We start from the raw sequence: 25305 nt of genomic DNA on the forward strand, positions 1-25305 counted from the left end.
GTGCTGCATCATGTTCTCGTTCATTTCGAACCTTAAAACCGAAGACAAGCCCATCCTGATTGCGGCGTCCTTCATCCTTGTCATATTGGCGGTGGGCACGGGCTATACCCTGGCCACTCAGGGCACAGTCCCGCTTCTGTCGGCGACCTATCTTCTGCAGCAGCTTCAAACCGGCGCATTTCTGGGCATCGTTGCTGCCGGGATGATGATCGTGATCCTGCTCGGAAACATCGACCTGTCGGTTCCCTGGACCATGACGGCGGCTGCCATGATGGCTGCGACCGTTGGCGGGGAACTGGCCGTACCGGCGGGTCTGGCGGTCGGTCTTGCCGTCGGGTTGCTCAACGGCTTCGGGGTGGCATTCCTTCGCATACCGTCAATGATCTTCACCCTTGGGGTGGACAGTGTAATGCGCGGTCTGATGGTGGCTCATACCGGCGGTTTCGCTCCTGCGGACCAGGCAACGGATTTCATGCGGTTCCTGGCATCAGGCAAATTGGTCGGCATCCCGGTCGCCATCTTCATCTGGGGCATCGTGTCCGTCGTGATTGCCGTCGGCCTCAAGCGAACTGCGTTCGGCCGTGAAATCTACGCGACCGGCAACAAGGAAGCCGCCGCATTTTTGTCCGGCGTCAAGACGCGGCGCGTGATCGTCGGCTCATTCATCATTTCGGGGCTGTGTTCCGGGCTCGCCGGCGTCCTGCTTGCCGGCTACTCCGCCAAGGCCTATCAGGGAATGGGCAATCCCTTCCTGCTGCCGGCAATCGCTGCCGTCGTGATTGGTGGAACACGCATTCTTGGCGGTCAGGGACGGTATCTGGGAACGCTCGTCGGCGTCATTCTGATCGTGCTTTTGAACTCGGTCTTGTCCATCATGCAAATGCCGGAAGCCGGACGTCAGGTCATCTACGGGTCGGTCATTGTCGGCATGCTGCTGGTCTACGGGCGGAATGCCAAGGTATCGGCGTAGGGAGGGGATCGTGTCTGATTTGTATGAGTTGCATGAACCCGGCTTTGCGAAGCTGGTGCATCAAAATGAGAAGCTTGAGCGGATCTGGACAGGCGGCCGCTGGTGCGAAGGTCCTGCTTGGTTTCCCGCCGGCAAATACGCGATCTGGTCGGACATTCCCAATGACCGCGTCATGCGGTGGGATGCAACGGATGGATCAGTCTCGGAGTTCATGCGGCCGGCCTTCAATCAGAATGGCCATACGGTCGATCTCGAGGGGCGGTTGGTTTCCTGCGAGCATCAGGGCAGGTGTGTCAGCCGGATCGAACATGACGGATCGAGAACCATTCTTGCAGACGCATTCGATGGCAAGCGGCTCAATTCGCCGAACGATGTTGTCGTGAAATCCGATGGCTCGATCTGGTTCACCGATCCGACTTATGGCATCGATAGCGATTACGAAGGCGACGCTGCGGCTTCCGAGATCAATGCCAGCAATGTTTACCGGATCGGTCCGGACGGAGAGGTGAAATGTGTCGTCACCGATCTGGTGCAGCCGAATGGGCTGGCGTTCTCAGGCGACGAAGAGCTGCTCTATGTTGCCGACACCGGCTTCACCCACGATCCGGCGTGTACCCCGAAGATCTGCGCCTATCCGGTGTCGGGTGATGGCGCTCGGGTGGGAGCGGGGCGCTTGATCACCACAAGTGACGCGGGGCTGTTCGATGGTTTCCGGCTGGATGCCGAGGGGCGCATCTGGACGTCAGCCGGCGATGGCGTGCACTGCTACGATGCAAACGGCACATTGCTCGGCAAGATCCTCGTTCCGGAAGTCGTCGCCAATCTGTGTTTCATCGGTCCGAAGCTCAATCGCCTTCTGATCTGCGCCACGACCTCTGTTTACTCGATTCACGTGAACGCCAGGGGCCTACGCTGAAACAGCCGGGGTGGGTGAAGTGGTAGAGCAGGCACGGTATCCGCAAGGCGCTTGCCAGTTGCTCCCGGTCGCTCACCATCGTGAATGGTGAGGGTTTTCCAGACGCCAGCCGTTGCAACTCATGGGCGATAGCAGAGGGCCGGCATCTGGTTGCTTGCGGGCGAACTGGCTACTTCACTCCGTATATTCCGGCGATGTCGTCAAGCATCAGCCGCGCGGCGATGATACCGCCGGCGGTGTTCCAGATGGCATCACTGACCTTGTGGAGCTTGCCTGCCTTCACGGCAGAAAGAGACTGCCAGAGCGGATCTGCGAGAACCTCGTCCTCGAGAGACCGGCCCTTGCCGTCTCCGGTGTCGTAGGTGAAATAGAAGATCCGGTCGCCATCCATTTGCGGAATGCTTTCCTTGCCAGTGCGAATGGCAAATTCCTCGACATTCTGGTTTGCGGGACGCTTGAAGCCGATATCCTTCAACAGAACGCCGGAAAAGCTGTCGAGCTGGTAGATGCGGATCTGCCCGGGAACGAAGCGTATGACGGAGACCTCTTCATCGAGCGACGAACCAAGCTTGTCGCGAAGGGACGCGACCGCGTCATCATAGGCACTGATCGCCTCGTTGGCTTCAGTGTCCTTGCCGAGTGCTTCCGCATATAGACGGAAGTTTATCTTCCAGTCGCCGCGAAGTTCCTTGGACATGACGGTCGGTGCGATCGCGGACAGCTGGGAATGGATCTTCTCATGGCGCTGCTTGTTCGCGAGGATGAGGTCAGGCTCAAGCGCGGCGACCATCTCCAGGTTGACCGCGCTTTCCTTTCCCACCGGCTCGGCCCCTTCCATTGCGTCGGAAATATGATCCCACCAGGGCGAGCCGTTCCAGGAGTTCACCGCACCGACCGGGGTCACGCCGAGCGCCAGCAGGGCTTCGGTGCCCTCGTTGGTCAGGACGACGACCCGCTTCGGCTGATCCGGAACGCTCACGGTGCCCATGCTGCCCGTTACATCCCGCGCCAGGGCGGCGCCTCCTGCGAGCATGGCAACAAGGGGCAGTGCTCCCAGAACTTTCAAGAACACCTTCATTAGAACTCCTCCAAATTATGAGAATTTGCCTCAAGAATTAAACGGGTGTATCTGACGAATCCAATTTGTTTGTCAATCGGGAGTTTGCTGCGTGACGCGTAGAGTTGCGGGCCTCGGGATTCTGCTCTGCGTGGTGTTGGTCTTCAGCCTTCATGCAGGCCTGACCTTCTATTCGACAGGAACCGTCCTGGCTGCATTGACGGGAGAGGGCGGACCGGACGCGCTTATCATCAAGACATTGCGCCTGCCCCGGACCCTGATCGGCCTCATCGCAGGCGCGTCGCTGGGGCTTGCCGGACTGTTGATGCAATATGTCACCCGCAATCCGCTTGCCGAGCCGGGACTGCTCGGGGTCAATGCCGGTGCGGCGCTGTCTGTGACGCTCGGGATCTATTTTTTCGGCTTCGGCGGCCTGGGCAGCATTGGCGTCCTCGCGATCCTAGGTGCTTTCGGCACGACGGCGCTGGTTTTCTATCTTTCTGCGGTAGCAGGCGGCGTCGGGAAACCGGCGACAACCCTGCTGGCGGGCTTCACCATTGCGGCTCTGCTGGGGTCATTGACACAGACGCTTCTGCTGGTTGACGAGACCGCTCTGGAAACGCTGCTTTTCTGGATTTCAGGCAGTTTCGCCGACCGGCCCCTGAACTTGCTTCTTCTCGGAATGCCGATGCTGGCAATTGGCGTTGTCGGAGCGTTTGCTCTGGCGACAAGCCTGGATGTGCTCCGGATGGATGACAGCAGTGCCCAAGCCGTTGGCGTCAACGTCGGTACGGTCCGTCTGGTGGCGCTGTTCCTTACTGCGCTCCTTGCTGCCGGGTCGGTGGCCATGGCTGGGCCCGTACTCTTCCTCGGACTTGCAGCGCCCCATCTGGCGCGACTTCTGTCAGGCGACAGCCAACCCTCTGCTGGCGGACTGATCGTCCTGACGATGTTGATCGGGGGGCTCATTTCGGTGAGTGCCGACATTCTCGCCCGGGTTATCGTCGCACCGGGAGAGGCGCCCATGAGTGCGGTTCTTGCCATCATCGGCGTGCCTCTCTTGATCCACCTGCTGCGGAAAAAAGAGGGCGCTGCCCAATGAGAGCGGCGTCATGAATCCTGCCTTGTCGCCAATGTCGCGCATATTGCCGCTCGTCCTGTGCCTGACTGCCCTTCTGGTGATCGCAATCGGGATTGGCTCGAGCTTCATGCCACCCGAGCGGGTTCTGGCGGCGCTCTTGGGAGAGGGAGCGCGCATTGATGGCGTGATCGTCTGGACCTTGCGGTTGCCGCGCGTTCTCTTGGCGGTTCTGGCAGGGGCGGCGTTTGCCCTTTCGGGTGCGTTGCTGCAACGTGTCGCGCGCAATCCGATGGCCTCGCCATCTGTCCTTGGCATCACCGATGGTGCGGCCGTCGGCGTCGTCTCGTTCCTTTGGCTGTTTTCCGATCAGGCGAACAACCTGCTGGTGTCGATTGCCTGGCAGCCGGTGAGCGCGGTGGCCGGTGCAGCGCTATTCGGTTTGCTTGTGATGCTCCTGGCCGCTTCTGACACAAACGGCAACAAGCCACTGAAGATCATTCTCTACGGCATTGCCCTTGCCGTGCTCGCCAAGGCCGTGGTGACGCTTCTGATCATCGTCGGACCGGTATACCGGGCGAGCGAGGCACTTACCTGGCTCACGGGTTCGGTCGGCACAGCCCATTGGAACGACGTCCTTACTCTCTCGGCAGGGCTTTGCGCCGTTATCCCCATCCTGGTATATCAGCGACTTGCCACCGGCCAGTTGGCACTGGATCCGCAAAGCGCCCGCACGACCGGTCTGGCCCTCGTTCGGTCCCAAGCGGCTCTGCTTTTGGTTGCCGTGCTGCTGACGGCGCTGGCCGCCGCACATGTAGGTGCCATCGGATTCGTCGGTCTTGTCGCGCCACATGCCGCACGCATGCTGCATGGCCAGTTCCGTCCCGGATACCTGACCTCAACGGCCCTTACGGGGAGCCTGATCGTGCTCGGTGCCGATACGCTTGCCAGAACGATTGCCGCGCCTCTCGAATTGCCGGCCGGGGCGCTCACTTCGCTCGTTGGAGCGCCTGTATTCCTTTATCTTCTCGTGAAAGGTCGGCGCTACCATGCGTGATGCTCTTGCCCGTCTGAATGACGTTACCGTCAAGTACGACGGTACGGTCGCAATCGACGATATTTCCCTTGAATTGCCCGATAGCAAGATCATTGCCTTTTGCGGTCCCAATGGCAGCGGCAAGTCGACCGCGCTGAGGGTGATGCGGGGTCTTCATGATCCGTCCGGCGGAGAGGTGGAGATCGCGGGCAAGCCCTTGGCGGCGTGGAGTGCGAAGGAACTGGCCCGGCAGGTGGCGATGCTGTCGCAAACGCCCAATGCGCCTTCCGACCTGACAGTGACGGACCTTGTGAGAATGGGGCGGTTTGCGCACCGTGGACCGTTGTCGGGCTTTTCGCAGGAGGATGCGCAAGCGTGCCGTACGGCACTCGAAGTCACGGAAATGCATGACCTGCGAGACCGGACGCTTGCGCAGCTGTCCGGCGGGCAGATGCAGCGTGCCTGGGTCGCGATGACGCTGGCGCAGGATGCGCCGCGCATATTTTTGGACGAGCCCACCAATCATCTCGACATCGCCCACGCTTTTGAACTTCTTGATCTGATCGGACGTCTGAAGACCGAAAGACAGCGGAGCTTCGTAATCGTCCTGCACGACCTCAACATGGCCATGCGCTATGCGGATCACGTGGTGCTGTTCAAGGATGGCAAGGTAACTGCCTGCGGGCCCACGGTAGATGTTCTCACCGCACAGACTATTTCCCGGGTCTTCGGTGTGCGCTGCAAACTCCTGGACGTCGCGGAGCTGGAGAAACCGGTAATCGTGTCCTGGGGAAATTGACGTCCGGGCCGAACCTGCTGGTGACAGGGCCTCTTGGGCGGGAGGCCCTGCAAATCGCTCAAGCTCTTGTTCAGGCGCCGGCGAACTTAACGGTCACGCCGCGCTGCCGAAAGTAGGCCTGCATAAGCTTGCGGCCCGAACGGTTGTTCTGAACCAGCTTCGTGGGGTCGAAGACGGCCTCTTTCACACCTTCGCGCTTCAAGGCAGCCTTCAGAGCTGCAATATGAAGGTCGATGTCTTCGTTATCCGCCTGAAGGGAGTCATAGACGCGGTTCATTGCGTCTTCTACGGTCAGTTCGCTCAATGGTGTAATCCCGATGTTGTTTGGCTGGCGCTTAGCACATTTCGCGGCCGGATACCAAAGACTGTTGAAAGGGACGTGATCGTCTTATCGGGCACGCGGAAGGCCGTGCCACAGACATCACGAGCTTTCGAACATGCGAGCGCGGAGTGTAAGGAACCGTGGTTCGGTTCAACCGGAACAGCGGAAATCGTGTCCGCAATCTGATTTCTGAAGCTAACCCGGTATTGCGCTCATTTTCGGCTCTTAATGGGTTTGACAGATCGTCAAAACAGATAGCAAGTCAGGAGCAGGGGGCGGAGTGGCCCCAAGGAGAGGCGTTGCAGTGTCGGTCGATAATCTGAATAGCTGGCTGCTGGAGCGGCCGGAAATCGAAACCGTGTTTGCCTGTGTCTGTGACCTGAACGGGACCATGCGCGGCAAGCGGTTACCGGTAGAGCAGGCGGCCAAGATCCTTGGCGGTGGACTGCGCATGCCGTTGTCGATCCTCAATGTCGACATCTGGGGTGAGGACATCGAAAACAACGAGCTGGTGTTCGAGACGGGCGATGCAGATGGCATCTGCGACTTCACCGGACATCCCATCGTTCTTATCAACTGGACCAATCGCCCGTCCGCTCTTGCGATGCTGTGGATGCGAGAGGAGAACGGAACTCCGTTTTCCGGAGACCCTCGCCGTGCGCTGGCGCATGTCGTGGATCGGTACAAGAAGCTCGGAATGACCCCGGTCGTCGCGACCGAACTGGAGTTCTATCTCTACGACCCGAGCGGCACCCAGCCGCTCCCGCCGTGTTCTCCGACGACCGGCAAGAGGCTCGATTCCGATGGCGCTCTGTCGCTGGACGACCTGCAGCATTTCGACGAGTTCCTGGATGAGGTCTATGATGCCTGCGCCGAGCAGGGCATCCCGGCCGATGCGGCCATTTCGGAGAACGGCGCAGGGCAGTTCGAGATCAACATGATGCATGTTGACGATGCCCTGAAAGCCGCAGACGACGCCGTCCTGTTCAAGCGGCTGGTCCGGGGTATTGCCCGCAAGCATGGCTTTGCCGCCACGTTCATGGCCAAGCCCTACGGCGACCGTTCGGGTAGCGGGTTTCACGTTCATTTCTCGCTGCAGAACGAGGCGGGAGAAAACCTGTTCGACAATGGCGGCGAGGAAGGAACGCCGCTCATGCTGAATGCGGTTGCGGGGCTGCTCGCGACGATGCAGGAAAATACCCTGACATTCGCTCCTCATGAGAACTCTTACCGCCGCCTGCTTCCGGGGGCACATGCTCCTACCAGCGTCGCCTGGGGGTACGAAAACCGCACGGCGGCAATCCGCATCCCCGGCGGCAGTCCCAAGGCCCGGCGGATCGAACACCGTGTTGCAGGGGCCGACGCCAATCCCTATCTCGTCCTCTCGAGCATCCTTGGCGGAGCGCTCATAGGTATAGAGCGGGATATGCAGCCCGTTTCTCCGATCGCCGGCGATGCCTACGCCATGAAGCTGGATCACCTGCCGCTCGACTGGGCAACGGCGATCGAGGCGTTCCGAAAGGGACAGATGGTCACCGAAATCTACTCGAGGCGTCTGCAGACCATGCTTGTTGAAAGCAAGATCCAGGAGCTGCAGCGGTTTGCCCGGCAGGTGACCGATTTTGAATATGATACCTATCTAGAGGTCGTCTGATGTTCGCAGCAAACGGGGGCACACCCCACACGACAAGTTATTATGCCGCCAGCGCGAATCCATCCCCCGAGCGTCCCCCGCTGAAAGGGGACCAGACCATCGACGTCTGTATCGTCGGAGCGGGCTATAGCGGGCTGTCCACCGGACTGCATCTGGCCGAAAAGGGCTACAAGGTCGCAATCATAGAGGCCGCGCAGGTCGGCTGGGGTGCATCGGGGCGCAACGGCGGGCAGCTGGTCAACGGCCTGAACGCAAGCCTTCAGACGATCAAGAAGCGATACGGTGCGGATACCGCCAACTTCGTCGCCGGACTTGTCCAGGAAGGCGGGGAGATCATCCGCGAGCGCATCAGGACCTATGACATCCAGTGCGACCTGAAGGAAGGGAATGTCTTTACCGCATTTACAGACGCCCACATGCGGGAACTGGAAGAACGCCTGAACCTGTGGGCCAGCTATGGCATCAAGAACCAGGAGATGCTGGACAAGGCAGAGCTGCGCCGGCATGTGAACTCCGACGTTTATGTCGGAGGCGTGATCGATCATTCCGGTGGCCACATTCATCCGCTCAACCTTGCGCTGGGCGAAGCGGCGGCGTTCGAGAAGCTGGGCGGGGTGATCTATGAGAACTCGCCGGTAACCAGTGTCGACACGGAAGCGGCACAGCCGGTGGTAAGAACCGCAAGCGGCTCAATTACATGCAAGACGCTTGTCCTTTGCGGCAACGCCTATCTCGGTCATGTCGTGCCTGCGCTTGAAAGCCGCGTTATGCCGGTGTCGACACAGATCCTGGCTACCGAACCTCTCGGTGAAGGCCGGGCCCACGACCTGATGCCGACCGATGTCTGTGTCGAGGACGTGCGCTACATCCTGGACTACTATCGACTGTCGGCGGACAAGCGCATGCTGTTCGGTGGTGGGCTCGTCTATGGCGGAACCGATCCCAGCGACATCAAGGCCAAGCTGCTGCCCAACATGCACAAGGTTTTCCCGCAGCTCAAAGGCGTGAAGATCGACTACGCCTGGAGCGGGAATTTTGCACTTTCCTTCTCCCGCGTCCCGCAGATGGGCCGGCTGGGCAACAACACCTACTTTGCCCATGGCTATAGCGGTCACGGGGTGACCGGCTCGCATACCTTCGGTCGCATTCTGGCCGAAGCCATCAATGGCGACCGCAGCCGCTTCGACGTCTTCGAAAAGGTGCCCTGGTTTCCGTTCCCCGGCGGTCGGATGTTCCGCGTGCCCTATTCGGTGGTCGGCTCCTGGTGGTACGCCCTGCGCGACAGGCTGGGTGTGTGACCGCGGTCTTCCGCGTCGCGGGCGCAGCGCGCAAAGCCTAACAAAAGAAACGGGCGCCATTTGGCGCCCGTTTTTCGTTTTTGGAGGAACTGCCTGCCTACTTCGCGACGCAGTCCGCAAAGAACTGCGGCTCGCCGTTCGGGCCCTTTTCAACCACCAGCCCGTGGATGTCGGTTTCGAAACCGGGGCATTCCCGGGCAAATTCGCGGTTGAACCGCAGGTAGTCCACAATCTTGGCGTTGAAGACTTCGCCCGGGATCAGCAGCGGGATGCCCGGCGGGTAGGGCGTAACCAGCGAGGTGGTGATGCGGCCTTCGAGGTCGTCGATGGCGACACGCTCGGTCTTACGCTTGGCGATATGGGCGTAAGCGTCAGACGGGGTCATCGCCGGGTGGTGATCGGACAGGTAGATTTCCGTCGACAGGCGCGCCACGTCGTATTTCGCGTACAGCTTGTGCACGTGCTGGCAGAGGTCCTTCAGGCCCATGCGTTCATAGCGCGTTTGCTTGGCGCAGAATTCCGGCATGACCCGCCACAACGGCTGGTTCTTGTCGTAGTCGTCCTTGAACTGCTGCAGCGCGGCCAGCAGCGTGTTCCAGCGGCCCTTGGTGATGCCGATGGTGAACATGATGAAGAACGAGTAGAGCCCGGTCTTCTCCACCACCACTCCGTGCTCGGCCAGGTATTTCGACACGATCGAGGCCGGGATGCCGTCGTCCGAGAAATAGCCGTCGATGTCGAGACCGGGGGTGATGATGGTCGCCTTGATCGGGTCGAGCATGTTGAACCCGCGCGCCATGTCGCCAAAGCCGTGCCAGGCGTCCTCGCCGCTGCTTTCGACGCCGTCCGCGTCGGTCTTTTTCAGCTCCCAGTCCTTGGCGCGGCCGATGCCCTCTTCTGCGAGGCTGTCCGGCCCCCAGACCTGGAACCACCAGTCGTTGCCGAATTCGTTGTCGACCTTGCGCATGGCGCGGCGGAAGTCGAGCGCCTCCTGCAGGCTTTCCTCGACCAAGGCGGTGCCGCCCGGCGGTTCCATCATCGCGGCCGCCACGTCGCAGGACGCAATGATCGAATACTGCGGCGAGGTCGAGGTGTGCATCAGGTAGGCCTCGTTGAAGAGGTGCCGGTCGAGCTTCGTTTCCTTGGCGTCCTTGACCAGCACGTGGCTGGCCTGGGAAATGCCTGCCAGCAACTTGTGCACGGACTGGGTGACATAGGTCACGGATTTCTCGGATCGCTCGCGCTTGTGCCCGATGGCGTGATAGGTGCCGTAGAACGGGTGAAAGGCCGCGTGCGGAAGCCAGGCTTCGTCGAAGTGCAGGTTCTCGATCCAGCCGTCCAGGGCGCCCTTGATGACCTCTGTGTTGTAGAGCACCCCGTCGTAGGTCGACTGGGTGACGGTCATGATGCGGGGCTTGACGGTCTCGGCGTCGACGCCTTCGAGCAGCGGGTTCTCGCGGATCTTGGCCTTGATCGCCTCGGGCTCGAATTCACTGCGTTGGATCGGGCCGATGATGCCCCAGTGGTTGCGCGTCGGTTTCAGGAAGACCGGGATCGCGCCGGTCATGATGATCGAATGCAGGATCGACTTATGGCAGTTGCGGTCGACGACGACGACGTCTCCGGGGGCCACGGTGTGATGCCAGACCATCTTGTTGCTGGTTGAGGTGCCGTTGGTGACGAAAAAACAGTGATCCGCGTTGAAGATGCGCGCGGCGTTCTTTTCGGACGCGCCGATGGCGCCGTTGTGATCCAGCAGCTGGCCAAGTTCCTCGACCGCGTTGCAGACGTCGGCGCGCAACATGTTCTCGCCGTAGAACTGGTGGTACATCTGGCCGATGGGGGATTTCAAAAAGGCGACGCCGCCCGAGTGACCGGGACAGTGCCAAGAATAGGAGCCGTCCTCGGCGTAGTCCATCAGTTCCTTGAAGAAGGGCGGCTGAATGTATTCGAGGTAGGATTTTGCCTCGCGGATGATGTGGCGGGCGACGAATTCCGGAGTGTCCTCGAACATGTGGATGAAGCCGTGCAGCTCGCGCAGGATGTCGTTGGGCAGGTGGCGGCTGGTTTTCGTCTCGCCGTGCAGGAAGATCGGCACATCGGCGTTCTTCCAGCGCACTTCCTCGATGAAGGAACGCAGGTTTTCTACAGCCGGGTCAAGGTCCTCGCCGGGAGTGAATTCCTCGTCGTCGATCGACAGAAGGAAGGCTGAGGCGCGGCTCTGCTGCTGGGCGAACTGGCTGAGGTCGCCATAGGAGGTCACGCCGAGGACTTCGAAGCCCTCGGTCTCGATCGCCTGGGCCAAGGCGCGGATGCCGAGGCCGGAGGTGTTCTCGGAACGGAAGTCCTCGTCGATGATCACGATGGGGAAGCGAAATTTCATGGACTTGTCCTAGCAGGAAACCGGTGGTTCTTGTGTCCTCGGCAGACGGCGCGTGTTTTGACGCGTCAGGCCCCTAGTGAGGCTACCGTTCGAAACTGAAGGTCTGAAGTGCATGTCTTACAAGACGTCCGCGCCGGCTTATAGAGCAACTTTCTCCAATTACCGATTTTACAGTCTTCAAGACCAACATTTTTATGGCTTACCTCGCAAGCAAGGCGTTGGGTTATGATCTGGAGCCGGCGTCAGCATAACACGCCATGTTGCCGGTTCGCCGCCTCCCGAACTTCAATGGCGCCACTGGCATTTCCGAGGGTGTCGTGTAACCGTTTTGCTTCTGAATTTGGTCGTTGTATGACGCCATTCGGCCTATCCAAGGAAAGACATCGTGACCGAAAAGTTTCTGCGCCTCTCCAAGAGCGCTGCCGAGCCGGAAAATGACCGTCCTGCAGCCGATCGTCTGGTCTCGGGAAACCCTGAGTTCACCACGTGGAATGCGGAAGAGCGCGATGGCCTGTATTGCGGCACCTGGCGCTCAACGCCGGGAAAATGGCTTATCCGCTACGATGAGTGGGAATATTGCCGTATCCTGGAGGGGCACTCGATCATAACCGAGGACGACGGCAACGAGCATCATCTGTACGCCGGAGACAGTTTCATCCTGCGCCCTGGTTTCTCCGGCACATGGGAGGTCGTTGAGACGACCACAAAGGAATACGTCATTCGGCTTTGAATTTGGCTGATGGACCCGCGGAGCTTTGACGATCTCCCGGCCGCAATGTAGCGCCAGAGATCTCGGTTCCCGTTGACCTGCGTCAAGGTCAATCGGCTTCCGCTCGCCCAGTCTCGGACACAGGACGGTTCCGCTGTCCGGCATTGGTCAACGACTGGGAGGATCATGATCATGCCGTTCGAGCCAATCAGACAACGCCGCCGGGAAGCAGAGCGCGCGAATTTGCGCGACTGCGATGCCGTCTCCCGAACCTTCAGCTGGGATGAGGCGAGGGGGCTTCTGGACGGGATGACGCAGTGAGGATCAGCAAACAGAAAAGGTCGGGACCCGGTAAAACGAAATGCCCGCCAGCGCTGGCAACGAAGGATCTTTATCGTTCGGCTGATTTGTCATTGCTGGATTTCAAGACCACCAGTGACCTTGAACCCCTTGAGGATCTGATCGGGCAACGCAGGGCAAGTGATGCCATAGACGTTGCTGTTTCCATTCCGAATGTGGGTTTCAACCTCTTTGTTCTCGGAGCATCCGGGCGCTTGGCGCGTGATGCCGTTACGGCGACGCTGAAGACCTCGGCGACCAAGCGCCCCAGACCACACGACTGGATCTACGTCAACAATTTCGCCGACCCTTCGAAGCCGGTTGCCATCGCCCTGCCGCCGGGCAGAGCACCCGCGTTCCGCGACTGCATGGAAGAGCTTGTCGACGATCTGACGGTTGCGCTGCCTGCTGTGTTCCAGAGCGAGGAGTACCAGGCGCAAGTCGGTGCGATCAATGACCGCTTCCAGAAGATCCAGGGCGAGGCTTTCTCCGATCTGCAGAAACAGGCGGTCGACAAAAGCGTTGTCCTTTTGCGGACCCCCATGGGGTTCGCGCTGGTGCCTTCCAAGGATGGCAAGGTCGTGCCTCCGGACGAGTTCAATTCCCTGCCGGAGAAGGAACGCGTCAAGGTCCAGAAGGCGATCGGAGACCTTGAGGGAGAACTTGAGCGTCTTGTCCGCCAGATACCCCGGTGGGAGAAGGAACGGCGCGAGGAGATAAGAAAGCTCAACAGCAAGACATCGCAGGCAACGGTCGACCCGGAGATCAACGAGGTCATTGCCGAGTATGACGACCTGCCCAGCGTGATTGAATACCTGGAAGATGTGCGCGCCGACCTGGTCGATAACGTCGCAATCTTCATCCTGAGAGGGGATGATAGCGTCCCAGTTATTGAGGACGTTACCGAGAGCGCCTTCGATCGCTACAGGGTGAACCTGTTTGTCACACAGGCAGAAACGGATGAAAGTGCGCCGGTTGTCGAGGAGTTCCATCCCACGATCAGCAACCTGACCGGGCGGATCGAGCACATCGCCAGTCAGGGCGTACTTGCGACTAACTTCCACCTGATCAAACCGGGGGCACTGCACAGGGCCAATGGCGGTTACCTGTTGATCGACGCTCGCGACATATTGAGCGAAGCATTCAGTTGGTCGGCGCTGAAACGGGCATTGAGAAGCCGGACGATCCAGATCGAGGACCTCAACCGTCTCATTGGGCTGTCCAGCACGACCTCACTGGAACCGGCGCCGATCCCTCTGGACCTGAAGGTCGTCTTGTTCGGGGACCGGTTCACCTACTATCTGCTTTCGCTCTATGACCCTGAGCTCAAGGAACATTTCAAGGTTCTGGCGGATTTCGAGGAGGCCATGGAGCGCACGCCTAAGAGCGAAGCGCTCATGGCGCGCGCCATCGGATCGACGCTGAGGCGGGAAGGTCTGTTGCCGCTTGACAGGGATGGTGTCGGCCTGGTGATCGAACATGCCGCCCGGACGATCGGGCATTCGGGAAAGATGAGCCTGTCTGCCGATGATGTCCGGGACCTTCTGGCAGAGGCCAACCACTATGCAGCGGCATCGGGTCGAAAGGTCATTTCCAAGTCGAATATCAAAAAGGCACTCGATCAGCGCATCGAACGTGCTGCGCGCGTCCGCGACCTTCTTCAGGAGCAGATCCTCCAGAATATTGCGCTGGTCGACACCACTGGAGACCAGGTCGGCCAGATCAATGGCCTCAGCGTTCTGGAAGTCGCCGGCACCGCTTTTGGTCGCCCGACAAGGATCACCTGCCGCGTCCGTAGCGGGGCAGGCAAGGTTGTGGACATTGAACGCGAAGTCGAGCTTGGCGGTCCGATCCATTCCAAGGGCGTGCTGATCCTGTCCGGGTTCCTGGCCGGCCGTTTTGCCCTCGATGTTCCAATGTCGCTCCACGCCAGCCTGGTGTTCGAACAGTCCTATTCCGGCGTGGAGGGCGACAGCGCATCCTCGGCCGAGCTCTATGCCCTCCTGTCTGCCTTGGCGGAGGTTCCGATCCGGCAGGATGTGGCCGTCACGGGATCGGTGAACCAGCACGGCGCTGTCCAGGCAATTGGCGGGGTGAATGAAAAGATCGAGGGCTATTTCGATATCTGCAAGGCACGGGGACTGACCGGAAGCCAGGCTGTTCTCATCCCCGCTTCCAACGTGCAACATCTGATGCTGCGCTCCGACGTCGTCGAAGCCTGCAGGAAGGGGAAGTTTGCAGTCTATCCCGTCGCCACCATCGACGAGGGACTGGCGCTCATGACTGGCCTTCCCGCCGGCGAGCGCGGGGCCGATGGAACCTATCCCGAGGGCACAGTCTATCGCCGGGTGGAAGAGCGGTTGAAGGCCTTTGCCGATATTCGTCGCAGCTTCGGCAAGCAGGGCGAGGCGGGAGGCGAGGGGTGAGAATATGGCACCGATCAGCTTTTCACGGGCAGTCTTGAGTTTTCACAACAGCGCGTTCAGCGAAGGAATGGTCCGTCAGGCCGCGGAATTCGCCAGCCTTTTCAAACTCACCTTGCACGGTCTCTTCATCGAAGACCCGATGATGGCCGGAGCCACGCAATGGACCGGTCTGCGCGAATTCAACCTTCTCGATCGAAGATGGCAGGCATATGCCGGCAGTGCCGTCCCCGCGGACCTGCAGATGTCGGAGGCAAGAGCCCGGAAACTCATCGAGCGAGCAGCGCGCGGGCAAAGGATCACCAGCGGCTTTGAAGTTGTCCGCGCAAACGTTGCGGCGGCCGTTTCCGGCGCGTCCGCGGCAGACGATATCATTCTTGTTTGCGAACCCGAAAACCCGATTGAACGCATCGCCTATGGTTTCCGCCAGATGCTTGATGCAGCGGTCAGGTCGCCGTCGGCGATGCTTTGGCTTCCGCGCAAGATTGCGGGGGGCGGTCGGCCGATCCTGTTGATCGACGACGGTGACAGTGCGGTGGCCGAAGCTATCAGAGGGATCATTGGAGAACCGCTTGAAATTTTTCGACGGGCCGATGAGGAGATCAGTCATCCCATTTCAGGGGCGCCCCTGCGATACGGTGGACCGCCCTGCCTTGTGGTGATGACCTGTCCCTTGAAAGCTGCTCTTAAGCGGGAAGATATGGTCGAGTTTCTTCAGACCTGGAAGGCGCCGGTTCTGCTCCTCCCCGGAGCTGCGTCGAGAGCTGGATAGACGTTTCAGGCGGATCGCGTCGGTGGGGTTTTGGGTCAAGACTTCAGAGCGTTAAGCCATGCGTGTGAGTAGCCGGACATGGCTGGGTCCGGAACATTGCGTCGTTGGACGGAATCGGGATCCCTGGACGTTTCTCGTTTATCACCAAGGGCCAACAAGGCGGCGCCGATGCTTGTTCCCGTGACGGAGCCGTTGGCGGCCTCGACGGGACGTCCGGTCGCGGTTTCAAGCATGTCCAGATAGAGGCGGTTCTGGGCAAAAGGCCCTTCGACGACAACCGGTCCATCAGCTCCCGTCATTCGAAGGCATTCGTTCGTCACGAGGGCCAGATAGAAGGACAGCGCGACGAAACGCTCGCCATCGGTCAGATCCGCTTCGTCAACGCTCCAGCGCGCCTTTCGGCCTTGAAAAGGGCCGGAACGTGGATCGACAGCGGGGAAGAGCATGATCTGCCGCTCCAGGACCTTGGCAACGTCGCTGTCGGTAAAATCCCGTCCGTGGCCTTCCAGAACCATGTCGAATTCGCGCCCACCCATGAAACGTGCGGACGGCACCGGCTGGCCAAAGGCGTCGACGTTGATCAGGGTGTCGCGCGCCGGGTCGAGCTCAACCTTCCTGCCGCCGATGGACAGGGCAATTACCCAGGTGCCGGTGGAGATCACCGAGAAGGGCGCGTTCCGCCGGATCAGGTGCGGATAAAGGGACGCGTTGGAGTCGTGGATGCCGCATGCAACGGGAAGGCCTTCCGGCAAACCGGTTGCCATGCTGATCTCGGGCAGCAGCGCGCCGAGACAGTCGCCGGCGAGTTTTACCGGTGCCATCTTGTCCGTCAGCCCGAGCGTTTCCACCAGTGAGGAATAGGTTTTTGCGGCCGGGTTCCAGAGATCCGTGTGGCATCCAAGGGACGTGACTTCATTCGCAAGACTTCCGGTCAGACGGTAGGACCAATATTGCGGATAGGTCAGGACAGTGGCTAGCCGGTCTTCAAGCCCGATGTCGGTTTTGAGCTGCCAGAACAACTGGGCTCCGGCATTCAACCCCATGCCAAGACGCGGAGACCCGGTCTCTAAAAAGGGCGGGCGGATGGAATCATAGTCGTTCGCCAGATCATCCGGACCTTCGAACTCGTAATCGAGCATGGGGGCGGCGAGGTTGCCGCCTTCTGTCAGGAGGACGAGAGATGCGCCGTGGGTCGTCACAGAAATGGCGTCGATGCCGTGCTCCTGATGGAGGTCGCGCAAGGCCTTCAGAATGAAGGTCCAATGGCCATCGAGGTCGTAATGCGGATAGGGCGGGCCTTTAAGGACAGTGTTCGGGCGTTTCAGGACGCCGATTTCCCGCTGGTCATCCAGATCGACCACGGCGACCTTGGCGTTGGTCTTGCCGATGTCGATGACGCCGACATGCTTTATCCGGTCCATCAGGCTCAGTCCATGTGGAAGACGGTTTCAAGCGGCGTGGCGACCGGCTCGTTGCCGGGCCTTGTCTCCATGATATCCGCCATATGCGCCCACCATTTCTGCATCACCGGATGCTTCGGCAGGTCGTCCATATGGTGATTGTCGTCGCGCCACAGAACACCGAAGAGGATGTTCGTCTCCCGGTCCAGATGGATTGAATAATCCCGGATGCCGGCCTCTTTGAGAAGCGTCACAAGGTCCGGCCAGATTTCGTCGTGGCGTTTGCGGTATTCCGCTTCCATGCTCGGATTGAGCTTCATTTTGAAGGCGAATTTTTCCATCGGGTCACACCTTCCGTTTTGCCATCAGCTGGCGGGCGACCCGCGGCAGGGCGATGACGGCGATGAGCAGCAGACCGATGAAGATCGACATGACGATGCCCGGCACGTTCAGAAGGCCGAAGCCGAAGGTGACCATGCCCATGACGAAGGCGGCGATTATGACGCCGGGAATGGTCCCGGAACCGCCGAGAATGTTGATGCCGCCGAGCACCACCATGGTGACCACCTCCAGTTCCCAGCCGAATGCAATCGAGGGCCGCGTCGCGCCAAGTCGCGATGTCAGGCAGATGGCGGCGACGCCCGACATGAGACCGGTCAGAAGGAAGAGCGCGAACTTCACCTGTGGAACCCGAATGCCGGAGAAAAGCGCCCCTGTCGGGTTGTTGCCGATTGCATAGACCGCGCGGCCGAAATTGGTGCGATGGAGGATGACGGCAAAGACCAGCGCGGTCAGCGCAAAGAGCACGAGCTCGAAGGAGATAACCCACCAGACGTAACCCTGGCCGAAGAAGGCAAAATCTGACGGGTAGCCCGTGTAGGCCTTGTCGCCGAGCACAATGTAGGAGATGCCCCGGAACAGGCTCATCGTGCCGATCGTTACGACAATGGAGGGCAGGCCGATGCCGGTCACCAGAAAACCGTTGAAGGCCCCGCAGGCAAGTCCCACTGCAAGGCCGACGAGGATCAGCGTTGGCGTGTCCGCGCCCAACTGAACCGCAAATCCCATGGCGGTCGAGGCAAGGGCAATAATCGAGGCGACGGAAAGATCGATCTCGCCGGAAATGATCAGGAGCGCCATCGCGAAGGCGATCATCGCCTTTTCGGTGAAGTTGAATGTCGCGTCGGATAGGTTCCACGGATCGAGGAAATACGGCGAGGCGAAACTGTTGAGCGTGAAGACGGCGACGGCAACGCACAGAAGCAGCAGTTCCCAGCTGGCGGCAAACCGTTGCAGCGGCGACCTCAGGCGATCGGGAAGCTGGCGGCCCTGAACAGGCTGCTCGTTCGGTGTGGCAAGGCTCATAGCGCATGCTCCGCTTTTTTCAGGATCACCCGGCCCTTGGTCCGGTTGGATGTTGCGTTGAAGGCAACGGCGATAATGATCGCGGTTCCGGATATGGCGAGTTGCCAGAAGGGCGAGATGTTGATCACCGGCAAAGCATTCTTGACGATGCCGAGGAACAGAGCGCCGAGGAGAGCGCCACCGACGGAGCCGATGCCCCCGGCAATCGAAATGCCGCCGATGACACAGGCCGCGACGACCTCCAGTTCGAAGCCACCGGCAATGTCCACATAGGCGACAGCATAGCGGGCAACCCAGAGATAGCCGGTCATGCCCGCCAGAGCGCCGGAGATGACGAAGGCCGCGCATTGGGTCAGTCCGACATTGATGCCGGTATAGACGGCGGCGTGCGGGTTGCCGCCGACGGCATAAAAGGCCCGTCCGAGCGGGGTGCGGCTGATCAGGACCACAAATGCCAGAACTGTCAGAATGGCGATCCACGACAATACCGGCAGCCCGAGGATGACTTCGCGTGGGAAAGCCTTGAAGCTGTCACTCATCTCGTGAGCGTTGATCCAGGCACCATCCGAAATCAGGAAAATGATCCCGCGATAGATGGTCATGGTGCCGAGGGTCACGACGATGGGCGGAATGTCGAGCTTCCAGACAAGAAGGCCGTTGACGAGACCCATCAGCGCACCGAGGGCGATGGCGAGCGCGAGAATGAGCGGAATGGGCAGATCGGGCGCAATCGTGTTGAGCATCGCGACGACCATGCCGGTCAGGGCCAGGTTTGCGGCGACGGACAGGTCGATGCAACGGGTGAGGATCACGGCCATCTGGCCGAGAGCCAGAATGATCAGCGGTGCCGTGTCGTTGAAGACATTCGCCAGATTGGCAGGAGCGACGAAGGCCGGGAAACGGGTCGCGATTGCCAGCGTCAGGACGAGGATCGCGGCACCGAGGATGGCTTCGCGGGATTTCATGAATGACTTGGTCATGAGCGGACCTCCGAGATGCCGGCGGCAGCACGCACAAGGTTTTCAGGTGTCAGGCCGTCGCCCTCGAATTCGGCGGCGATGCGGCCTTCGCGCATGACGATGACGCGATCCGACATGCCGAGAACTTCCGGGATTTCCGAGGAGACCATGATGACGGCAAGACCTTCGGCGGCAAGCTCAGCCATGAATTCGTGAACCGCGGCCTTGGATCCGATGTCGATGCCCTTGGTCGGCTCATCCAGAATGATCACGCGCGGTTTGGTCGCCAGCCACTTGGCGATCACTACCTTCTGCTGGTTGCCACCCGAAAGCTCGCCAATGTCCTGATCGAGCGCGGCGGCGCGAAGGTCCAGACGCTGGGTGTATTCCCGGGCGAGCTTGAACTCTTCCGCCAGTCTCAAGAACCCGTTCCGCGATGTTGAGCTGAGCGAGGGAAGGGTGGCGTTCTGGAAGATCGGCAGGCCCTTGATGGCGCCCTGCTTGCCGCGGTCCTCCGGCACATAGACGATGCCATGCCGGATCGCTTCGTTCGGGGTGCGGATAACCGCTACCTTGTCCTCTATCCGGATCGCGCCTTTTGACGGTTTAGTGATACCAAAGAGCGCCTGCATGAACTCGCTACGACCCGCGCCGACGAGACCGTAGAAACCGAGGATCTCGCCTTCGCGCAGGGAAAAGCCGATATCCTCGAACTCGGTTGGATGGGCGTATCCCGCAACCTTTAGAACTTCCTTGCCAAGATGTGGGTCGCGCTTTGGGAACACCTGATCGACCGAGCGGCCAACCATCATGCGAACGAGATCCTGCTCACTGACGTCGGCGATCTTGCCCGCGCCGATCATTTCCCCGTCGCGGAACACCGTGAAACGGTCGGCGATGCGGAAAATCTCGTCGAACTTGTGGCTGATGAAGAGGATCGCCTTGCCTTCTGCTTTCAACCGGTCAACCAGCTCATAGGTCTCCTCGATCTCCTTGTGGGAGAGAGAGGCGGTCGGCTCATCCATGATGACGATCTTGGCGTCGATGGAGAGCGCCCGTGCAATCGCGACGAGATGCTTGTTGGCGATGCCAAGGTCCTTGAGGGTCGCATGAGGATCGATCCTTGCGCCGATCCGGTCCAGCAGGGATTGTGCCTTGCGGATCATTTCCTTCCGGTCGATCAGGCCGAAACGGGTGCGGGGGGCATGGCCGATGAAGATGTTTTCGGCGACCGACAGGTCGTCGAACAGAACCGTTTCCTGGTGAATGGCCGTGACACCGGCATCACCGGCCGCCTGGGCAGTCGGAAACGCAAGTGCAGTGCCGTCAATCGTGATCTCGCCTTCATCTGGCTGATAGATACCGGTCAGGATCTTGACGATGGTGGACTTGCCGGCGCCATTTTCGCCAACCAAGGCAGTGACTTGCCCGGGATAGAGGTCCAGGGCCACATCGGAAAGAGCCTTGACGCCCGGGAATGATTTCGAGATCCCCTTGAGGGAGAGGACGGGGGGCACTTGTGCGGCCGATTGAGGATGCACGTCCCCGATGCCCTGCGAATTCGCAAGCATGGCTTGGTCCCGGTCTTTAATAGCAGATTTCAGTTTGGAACGGCCCGGCGCCAAGAACAAGCGCCGGGCCGGGATCATGTGACGGGACAGTGTCCCGAAATCGACGGCTTAGAAGATGTCCTTGAAGGCGTCGATGTTGGAGCTGTCGTAGACGAACGGATCGGCCATGGCGCCTTCGTTGTTGTCGTTCAGCGTAAGGGTGCCCATGCGGCCCATGGCGATTTCTGCGCCCGGCTTTGCTTCGGCCTTGCCGGTGGCAAGGTTATAGGCCAGCACGGTTGCGGAATATCCGAGGTCGATCGGGTTCCAGATTGCGAAGGACTTGGAAGCGCCGGACTTGATGTGACCAGCCATTTCAGACGGCAGTCCGAGACCCGTGACATTGATCTCGCCAGCCTTCTCGGCGTCGGTCACGGCCTGGGCCGCAGCGACGATGCCGACGGAGGTCGGTGCGATGATCGCCTTGAGGTTCGGGTAGGTCTGCATCAGGCCCTGGGCTTCGCGGTAGGACTTGTCGGCAAGGTCATCGCCATAGACGGTCGCCACGACGTTGATGCCCGGGTAGTTACCCTTCACCTTGTTCATTTCCTCGATCCAGATGTTCTGGTTCGTGGCGGTCGCGGAGGCGGACAGGACAGCAACGTCACCACCGTCAGGCAGATGATCGGCTGCCAGCTTGATGATCATGTTGCCGATCAGCGGGTTCGACGACGGGTTCAGGTGGAGCTGACGGCCCTCGGGAGCGACACCAGAGTCCCAGGAAACCACGGTGATGCCTCTGTCCATCGCCTTCTTGAGAGCCGGAACCAGAGCGTCCTGGTCGTTGGCAGAGATGGCGATCGCATCGACCTTCTGGGCGATCAGGGCGTTGATTACCTCGATCTGCCCTTCGGCAGTGGTGTCGGTCGGGCCGGTGTAGATGACTTCTACATCGCCCAGTTCCTTCGCAGCTTCCTCAGCGCCTTTCGCGGCAGCTTCAAAGAAGCCGATGCCGAGTGCCTTGACCACAAGGGCGATGCGCTTGGTCTCGGCCTGGGCCGGAGACGTCATCGCAATCGCCGCAACGGCGGTGGCAGCCAGAAGTGATTTCAGCAGTTTCATGTCCTTCCTCCCTGAATGTCTGCCGTGCCTTTTCCCGGCTTGGGCAGACCGTTTGGCTAACCGGATGAGGTTGCCTTGTTCTGCGCAGAACTTGCCTGCGCCACAATCAGTTCCACTCCTGCCTGATCCAGCATCTGGGCTGCACTGTCGGGAATTCCGTCGTCGGTGATGACTTTGGAGATCCGTTCCAGCGGACACAGGATCAGACTTGAGCGGGACTTGAATTTCGAACTGTCGGCCAGCACCACCAGTTCATCGGCCTGGCCGATCAGCTTCTGCTCGGCCTGGATCAAAAGGGGATCGGCTTCCATCAGACCGAGCGGGCCAAGCCCTTGCGCACCCATGAACATGCGCTTTGCGTAGAAGTTGCGCGTCACGTCATTGTCGAAGGGGCTCAGAATGATGTTCTGCTCGCGGTAGATCGCACCACCCGACAGCATGATTGTGTTCTTCGAGTGCTTGAGCAGGTGCTCGGCAATCGGGAACGAGTTCGTGAAGACCTGCATGCGCTTGCTGGCGAGCGGGTGGACCATCTGGAAAGTGGTCGTGCCACCGTTGATGATGATCGCATCGCCGTCGTCGCAGAGTTCCACGGCAGCGCGGGCAATGGCCCGCTTCTGCTGACTGTTCATGGTCTCGTTGACGCTGAAGGGGCGACCGGCAAGACCGACGAACTGCGGCGGATGGATGGATTCGGCGCCGCCGCGCACCCGGCGCAGCTTCTTCTGCACATGCAGTGTCGCGATGTCCCGGCGGATCGTCGCTTCCGAGGAATCGGTCAGGGCCACCAGTTCGGAAACCGTCACAACCGGACGTTCCTGAACAGCGGACAATATGATCCGGTGCCGTTCCTTCTCGTGCATTTCATTCCTCCCGTTATCAAAAAGTTTCCATCACTAACGAGCATTGTCAATCAAAAAACGTCATAAATGATTTATATGCGGTGCAATATGATTGAATTTGATTGTTTTTGATTGACATCGCCGAGTGATCCGGCAAGGGTTTACCAAAATGTCCGAGTGCTGACAGGCATGTCTGGGAGGAAAAAATGTTGAATACCGCCGCCGGATCCCGGCTCCAGAACCTTTGGGACGATCAGAAGGCATCGTCCATGAGCGAATCCGAGCTGCTGCTCTATCGCTCCAACCTTCTGGGATCCGACAAGCGCATCACCAACTACGGCGGCGGCAACACGTCGGCCAAAGTTCTCGAGAAGGATCCGCTCTCGGGAAATGCGGTAGAGGTTCTTTGGGTCAAGGGCTCGGGCGGGGATGTCGGAACCATCAAGATGGATGGTTTTGCAACGCTTTACATGGAAAAGCTGAATGCCTTGAAGGGGGTGTACCGGGGCGTCGAGTTTGAAGACGAAATGGTGGGCTACCTGCCGCATTGTACCTTCAACCTCAATCCTCGCGCGGCTTCCATCGACACGCCGCTGCATGCCTATGTCCCGAAGCGCCATGTCGATCACATGCACCCGGACGCAATCATTGCCATCGCCGCAGCCGCCGACAGCAAGGCTCTGACACAGGAAATTTTCGGTGCCGACATCGGTTGGCTGCCATGGAAGCGCCCGGGCTATGAGCTGGGCCTGTGGCTGGAGAAATTCTGTCTGGAAAACCCTGACGCGCGCGGTGTCGTTCTGGAGAGCCACGGCCTCTTCACTTGGGCCGACGATGCCAAGGCCTGTTACGAAACCACAGTCGAGATCATCAACAAGGCGATCGCGTGGTTTGAAACCAAGACCGCCGGAAAGGCGGCTTTTGGCGGCTCGAAGTGCCATGCCATGTCACCGGCCGAGCGCCGTGATGTCGCAGCCCGGCTGATGCCGGCGATCCGCGGCATGGTCAGCGGCAAGCAGCACATGGTCGGTCATTTCGATGACAGCGACGCGGTGCTGGAGTTCGTCTGTTCCAATGACATGGAAGCTTTGGCTGCGCTTGGAACAAGCTGCCCGGATCATTTCCTGCGCACCAAGATCCGGCCGCTGGTCGTTGATTTCGATCCGCAGAAGCCGGATGTTGATGGGACCCTGGCGGGTCTGGCCGACGCAGTCGCAGCCTACCGGGACGACTATGCCGCCTACTATGAGCGCTGCAAGCGAGCGGACAGCCCGGCGCTGCGCGATCCCAACGCAGTCGTCTATCTTATTCCGGGCGTCGGAATGGTCACCTTTGCGAAGGACAAGGCGACAGCGCGCATTTCGGGCGAGTTCTATACCAACGCCATCAACGTCATGCGCGGCGCGTCGAGCGTTTCGACCTATTGCGGCCTGCCGGAGCAGGAAGCCTTCGACATCGAGTACTGGCTTCTTGAGGAGGCCAAGCTTCAACGCATGCCGAAGCCGAAAAGCCTGGCGGGCAAGGTCGCTCTGGTTACCGGCGGGGCAGGGGGTATCGGCTCGGCGACAGCGGAACGGTTCCTGCGTGAAGGCGCCTGCGTGGTGCTTGCCGATATCGACGCCGAGGCCTTGAAAGCTGCCGGCGACAATCTCGCGGGACGGTATTCCACCGACGTGGTCCGGACCGTCAGCATGGATGTGACCAGCGAAGAGGCGGTTGCAGCGTCTTTTGCCGGCGCAGCGCTGGAATTCGGCGGTGTCGACATCCTGGTCTCAAACGCGGGGATCGCGTCCTCGGCTCCGGTCGAGGAGACGACGCTGGCGCTGTGGAACAAGAACATGTCGATCCTGTCGACCGGCTATTTCCTCGTCTCGCGCGAAGCCTTTGGCGTCATGAAGGCGCAAGGACTTGGTGGGTCGATCATCTTCATCGGGTCCAAGAACGGTCTTGCTGCCTCTCCGGGCGCAAGTGCCTACTGCACGGCCAAGGCTTCGGAACTGCATCTGGCCCGTTGTCTGGCGCTTGAAGGTGCGCCGGACGGTATCCGTGTCAATGTGGTCAATCCGGACGCGGTCCTGCGTGGATCAAAGATCTGGTCCGGCGACTGGCTCAAGGAACGGGCGGAAGCCTACGGCAAGGACACGTCCGAACTGGAAGAGCACTATCGCCAGCGTTCGCTCCTGAAGCGCTCCGTTCTGCCTGAGGATATTGCCGAGGCGACCTATTTCTTTGCCTCCGAGCTTTCTGCAAAATCGACAGGCAACATCATCAATGTGGATGCTGGCAACGTTCAGGCCTTCACGCGCTAAGG

The 25305-nt window shown here is 60.0% G+C and carries 22 protein-coding genes; 12 read left to right on the forward strand and 10 right to left on the reverse strand.

What is annotated here, in order from left to right; genetic code table 11:
- The first annotated feature begins 10 nt into the window (after positions 1 to 10).
- Both ACN0SY_RS16830 and ACN0SY_RS16835 read left to right on the forward strand, forming a co-directional pair.
- On the forward strand, positions 11 to 970 hold the full coding sequence (locus ACN0SY_RS16830; protein WP_417689171.1) for an ABC transporter permease: 960 nt from the start codon (positions 11 to 13) through the stop codon (positions 968 to 970).
- Positions 951 to 1886 carry an SMP-30/gluconolactonase/LRE family protein gene (locus ACN0SY_RS16835; protein WP_417689173.1) on the forward strand — a complete coding sequence of 312 codons (936 nt, stop codon included), beginning with the start codon at positions 951 to 953 and terminating at the stop codon, positions 1884 to 1886. Before ACN0SY_RS16830 ends, ACN0SY_RS16835 begins: the two co-directional genes overlap by 20 nt.
- A gap of 169 nt (positions 1887 to 2055) precedes the next feature.
- Here the strand turns inward: ACN0SY_RS16835 and ACN0SY_RS16840 are convergent, their stop codons facing one another.
- Positions 2056 to 2964: an ABC transporter substrate-binding protein gene (locus ACN0SY_RS16840; RefSeq protein WP_417689175.1), complete on the reverse strand. Its 909-nt coding sequence runs from the start codon at positions 2962 to 2964 to the stop codon at positions 2056 to 2058.
- A gap of 91 nt (positions 2965 to 3055) precedes the next feature.
- Here ACN0SY_RS16840 and ACN0SY_RS16845 point away from each other — a divergent pair, with 91 nt between their 5' ends.
- From ACN0SY_RS16845 to ACN0SY_RS16855, 3 genes are read left to right on the forward strand one after another with little or no spacing between them, the layout of a single operon-like run.
- On the forward strand, positions 3056 to 4045 hold the full coding sequence (locus tag ACN0SY_RS16845) for a FecCD family ABC transporter permease (protein ID WP_417689177.1): 990 nt from the start codon (positions 3056 to 3058) through the stop codon (positions 4043 to 4045).
- Between the two features lie 10 nt (positions 4046 to 4055).
- Complete coding sequence (locus ACN0SY_RS16850; protein WP_417689179.1) at positions 4056 to 5078, forward strand: FecCD family ABC transporter permease; 1023 nt, start codon at positions 4056 to 4058, stop codon at positions 5076 to 5078.
- Positions 5071 to 5856 (forward strand): ABC transporter ATP-binding protein, encoded by a 786-nt coding sequence (locus ACN0SY_RS16855; protein WP_417689181.1) that lies wholly within the window; start codon positions 5071 to 5073, stop codon positions 5854 to 5856. Before ACN0SY_RS16850 ends, ACN0SY_RS16855 begins: the two co-directional genes overlap by 8 nt.
- 70 nt (positions 5857 to 5926) lie before the next feature.
- Here the strand turns inward: ACN0SY_RS16855 and ACN0SY_RS16860 are convergent, their stop codons facing one another.
- On the reverse strand, positions 5927 to 6133 hold the full coding sequence (locus ACN0SY_RS16860; RefSeq protein ID WP_417689333.1) for a hypothetical protein: 207 nt from the start codon (positions 6131 to 6133) through the stop codon (positions 5927 to 5929).
- Between the two features lie 349 nt (positions 6134 to 6482).
- Here ACN0SY_RS16860 and ACN0SY_RS16865 point away from each other — a divergent pair, with 349 nt between their 5' ends.
- Positions 6483 to 7832: a glutamine synthetase family protein gene (locus ACN0SY_RS16865; RefSeq protein ID WP_417689183.1), complete on the forward strand. Its 1350-nt coding sequence runs from the start codon at positions 6483 to 6485 to the stop codon at positions 7830 to 7832.
- Positions 7832 to 9130 carry an NAD(P)/FAD-dependent oxidoreductase gene (locus ACN0SY_RS16870; RefSeq protein WP_417689185.1) on the forward strand — a complete coding sequence of 433 codons (1299 nt, stop codon included), beginning with the start codon at positions 7832 to 7834 and terminating at the stop codon, positions 9128 to 9130. Before ACN0SY_RS16865 ends, ACN0SY_RS16870 begins: the two co-directional genes overlap by 1 nt.
- Positions 9131 to 9227: 97 nt before the next feature.
- On the opposite strand, the gene ACN0SY_RS16875 is transcribed toward ACN0SY_RS16870, so the two are convergent.
- Positions 9228 to 11513 (reverse strand): Orn/Lys/Arg decarboxylase N-terminal domain-containing protein, encoded by a 2286-nt coding sequence (locus ACN0SY_RS16875; RefSeq protein WP_417689187.1) that lies wholly within the window; start codon positions 11511 to 11513, stop codon positions 9228 to 9230.
- A gap of 382 nt (positions 11514 to 11895) precedes the next feature.
- Here ACN0SY_RS16875 and ACN0SY_RS16880 point away from each other — a divergent pair, with 382 nt between their 5' ends.
- The 4 genes from ACN0SY_RS16880 to ACN0SY_RS16895 all read left to right on the forward strand — a co-directional run bounded on the left by ACN0SY_RS16880 (position 11896) and on the right by ACN0SY_RS16895 (position 15756).
- Complete coding sequence (locus ACN0SY_RS16880) at positions 11896 to 12243, forward strand: cupin domain-containing protein (RefSeq protein ID WP_417689335.1); 348 nt, start codon at positions 11896 to 11898, stop codon at positions 12241 to 12243.
- A gap of 171 nt (positions 12244 to 12414) precedes the next feature.
- A complete protein-coding gene (locus ACN0SY_RS16885) occupies positions 12415 to 12543 on the forward strand; it encodes a hypothetical protein (RefSeq protein WP_417689189.1) in 129 nt (42 codons plus the stop codon).
- A 92-nt stretch (positions 12544 to 12635) separates the two neighbouring features.
- Positions 12636 to 14987 (forward strand): Lon protease family protein, encoded by a 2352-nt coding sequence (locus ACN0SY_RS16890; protein WP_417689191.1) that lies wholly within the window; start codon positions 12636 to 12638, stop codon positions 14985 to 14987.
- Positions 14988 to 14991: 4 nt separating this feature from the next.
- Complete coding sequence (locus tag ACN0SY_RS16895) at positions 14992 to 15756, forward strand: hypothetical protein (RefSeq protein ID WP_417689193.1); 765 nt, start codon at positions 14992 to 14994, stop codon at positions 15754 to 15756.
- A 35-nt stretch (positions 15757 to 15791) separates the two neighbouring features.
- Here ACN0SY_RS16895 and ACN0SY_RS16900 read toward each other — a convergent pair whose 3' ends face one another.
- The 7 genes from ACN0SY_RS16900 to ACN0SY_RS16930 form a co-directional block, all read right to left on the reverse strand.
- Positions 15792 to 17177: an FGGY-family carbohydrate kinase gene (locus ACN0SY_RS16900; protein WP_417689195.1), complete on the reverse strand. Its 1386-nt coding sequence runs from the start codon at positions 17175 to 17177 to the stop codon at positions 15792 to 15794.
- A gap of 5 nt (positions 17178 to 17182) precedes the next feature.
- Entirely contained in the window at positions 17183 to 17497 is a 315-nt protein-coding gene (rhaM, locus tag ACN0SY_RS16905) for an L-rhamnose mutarotase (protein WP_417689197.1), read from the reverse strand.
- A 4-nt stretch (positions 17498 to 17501) separates the two neighbouring features.
- Positions 17502 to 18521 carry an ABC transporter permease gene (locus tag ACN0SY_RS16910; RefSeq protein WP_417689199.1) on the reverse strand — a complete coding sequence of 340 codons (1020 nt, stop codon included), beginning with the start codon at positions 18519 to 18521 and terminating at the stop codon, positions 17502 to 17504.
- On the reverse strand, positions 18518 to 19501 hold the full coding sequence (locus tag ACN0SY_RS16915) for an ABC transporter permease (protein WP_417689201.1): 984 nt from the start codon (positions 19499 to 19501) through the stop codon (positions 18518 to 18520). Before ACN0SY_RS16915 ends, ACN0SY_RS16910 begins: the two co-directional genes overlap by 4 nt.
- On the reverse strand, positions 19498 to 21051 hold the full coding sequence (locus ACN0SY_RS16920) for a sugar ABC transporter ATP-binding protein (RefSeq protein WP_417689203.1): 1554 nt from the start codon (positions 21049 to 21051) through the stop codon (positions 19498 to 19500). The genes ACN0SY_RS16915 and ACN0SY_RS16920 overlap by 4 nt, the downstream gene beginning before the upstream one ends.
- A 108-nt stretch (positions 21052 to 21159) precedes the next feature.
- Positions 21160 to 22152, reverse strand: coding sequence for a rhamnose ABC transporter substrate-binding protein (rhaS, locus tag ACN0SY_RS16925; RefSeq protein WP_417689205.1), 993 nt, complete (start codon positions 22150 to 22152; stop codon positions 21160 to 21162).
- 56 nt (positions 22153 to 22208) lie between these two features.
- Positions 22209 to 23015 carry a DeoR/GlpR family DNA-binding transcription regulator gene (locus ACN0SY_RS16930; RefSeq protein ID WP_417689207.1) on the reverse strand — a complete coding sequence of 269 codons (807 nt, stop codon included), beginning with the start codon at positions 23013 to 23015 and terminating at the stop codon, positions 22209 to 22211.
- Positions 23016 to 23200: 185 nt separating this feature from the next.
- On the opposite strand from ACN0SY_RS16930, the gene ACN0SY_RS16935 reads away from it, so the two are divergent.
- Entirely contained in the window at positions 23201 to 25303 is a 2103-nt protein-coding gene (locus ACN0SY_RS16935; RefSeq protein ID WP_417689209.1) for a bifunctional rhamnulose-1-phosphate aldolase/short-chain dehydrogenase, read from the forward strand.
- Positions 25304 to 25305 lie beyond the last annotated feature (2 nt).

The organism is Roseibium sp. (assembly GCF_048261595.1).
In the GTDB taxonomy this organism is placed as follows: Bacteria; Pseudomonadota; Alphaproteobacteria; order Rhizobiales; family Stappiaceae; genus Roseibium.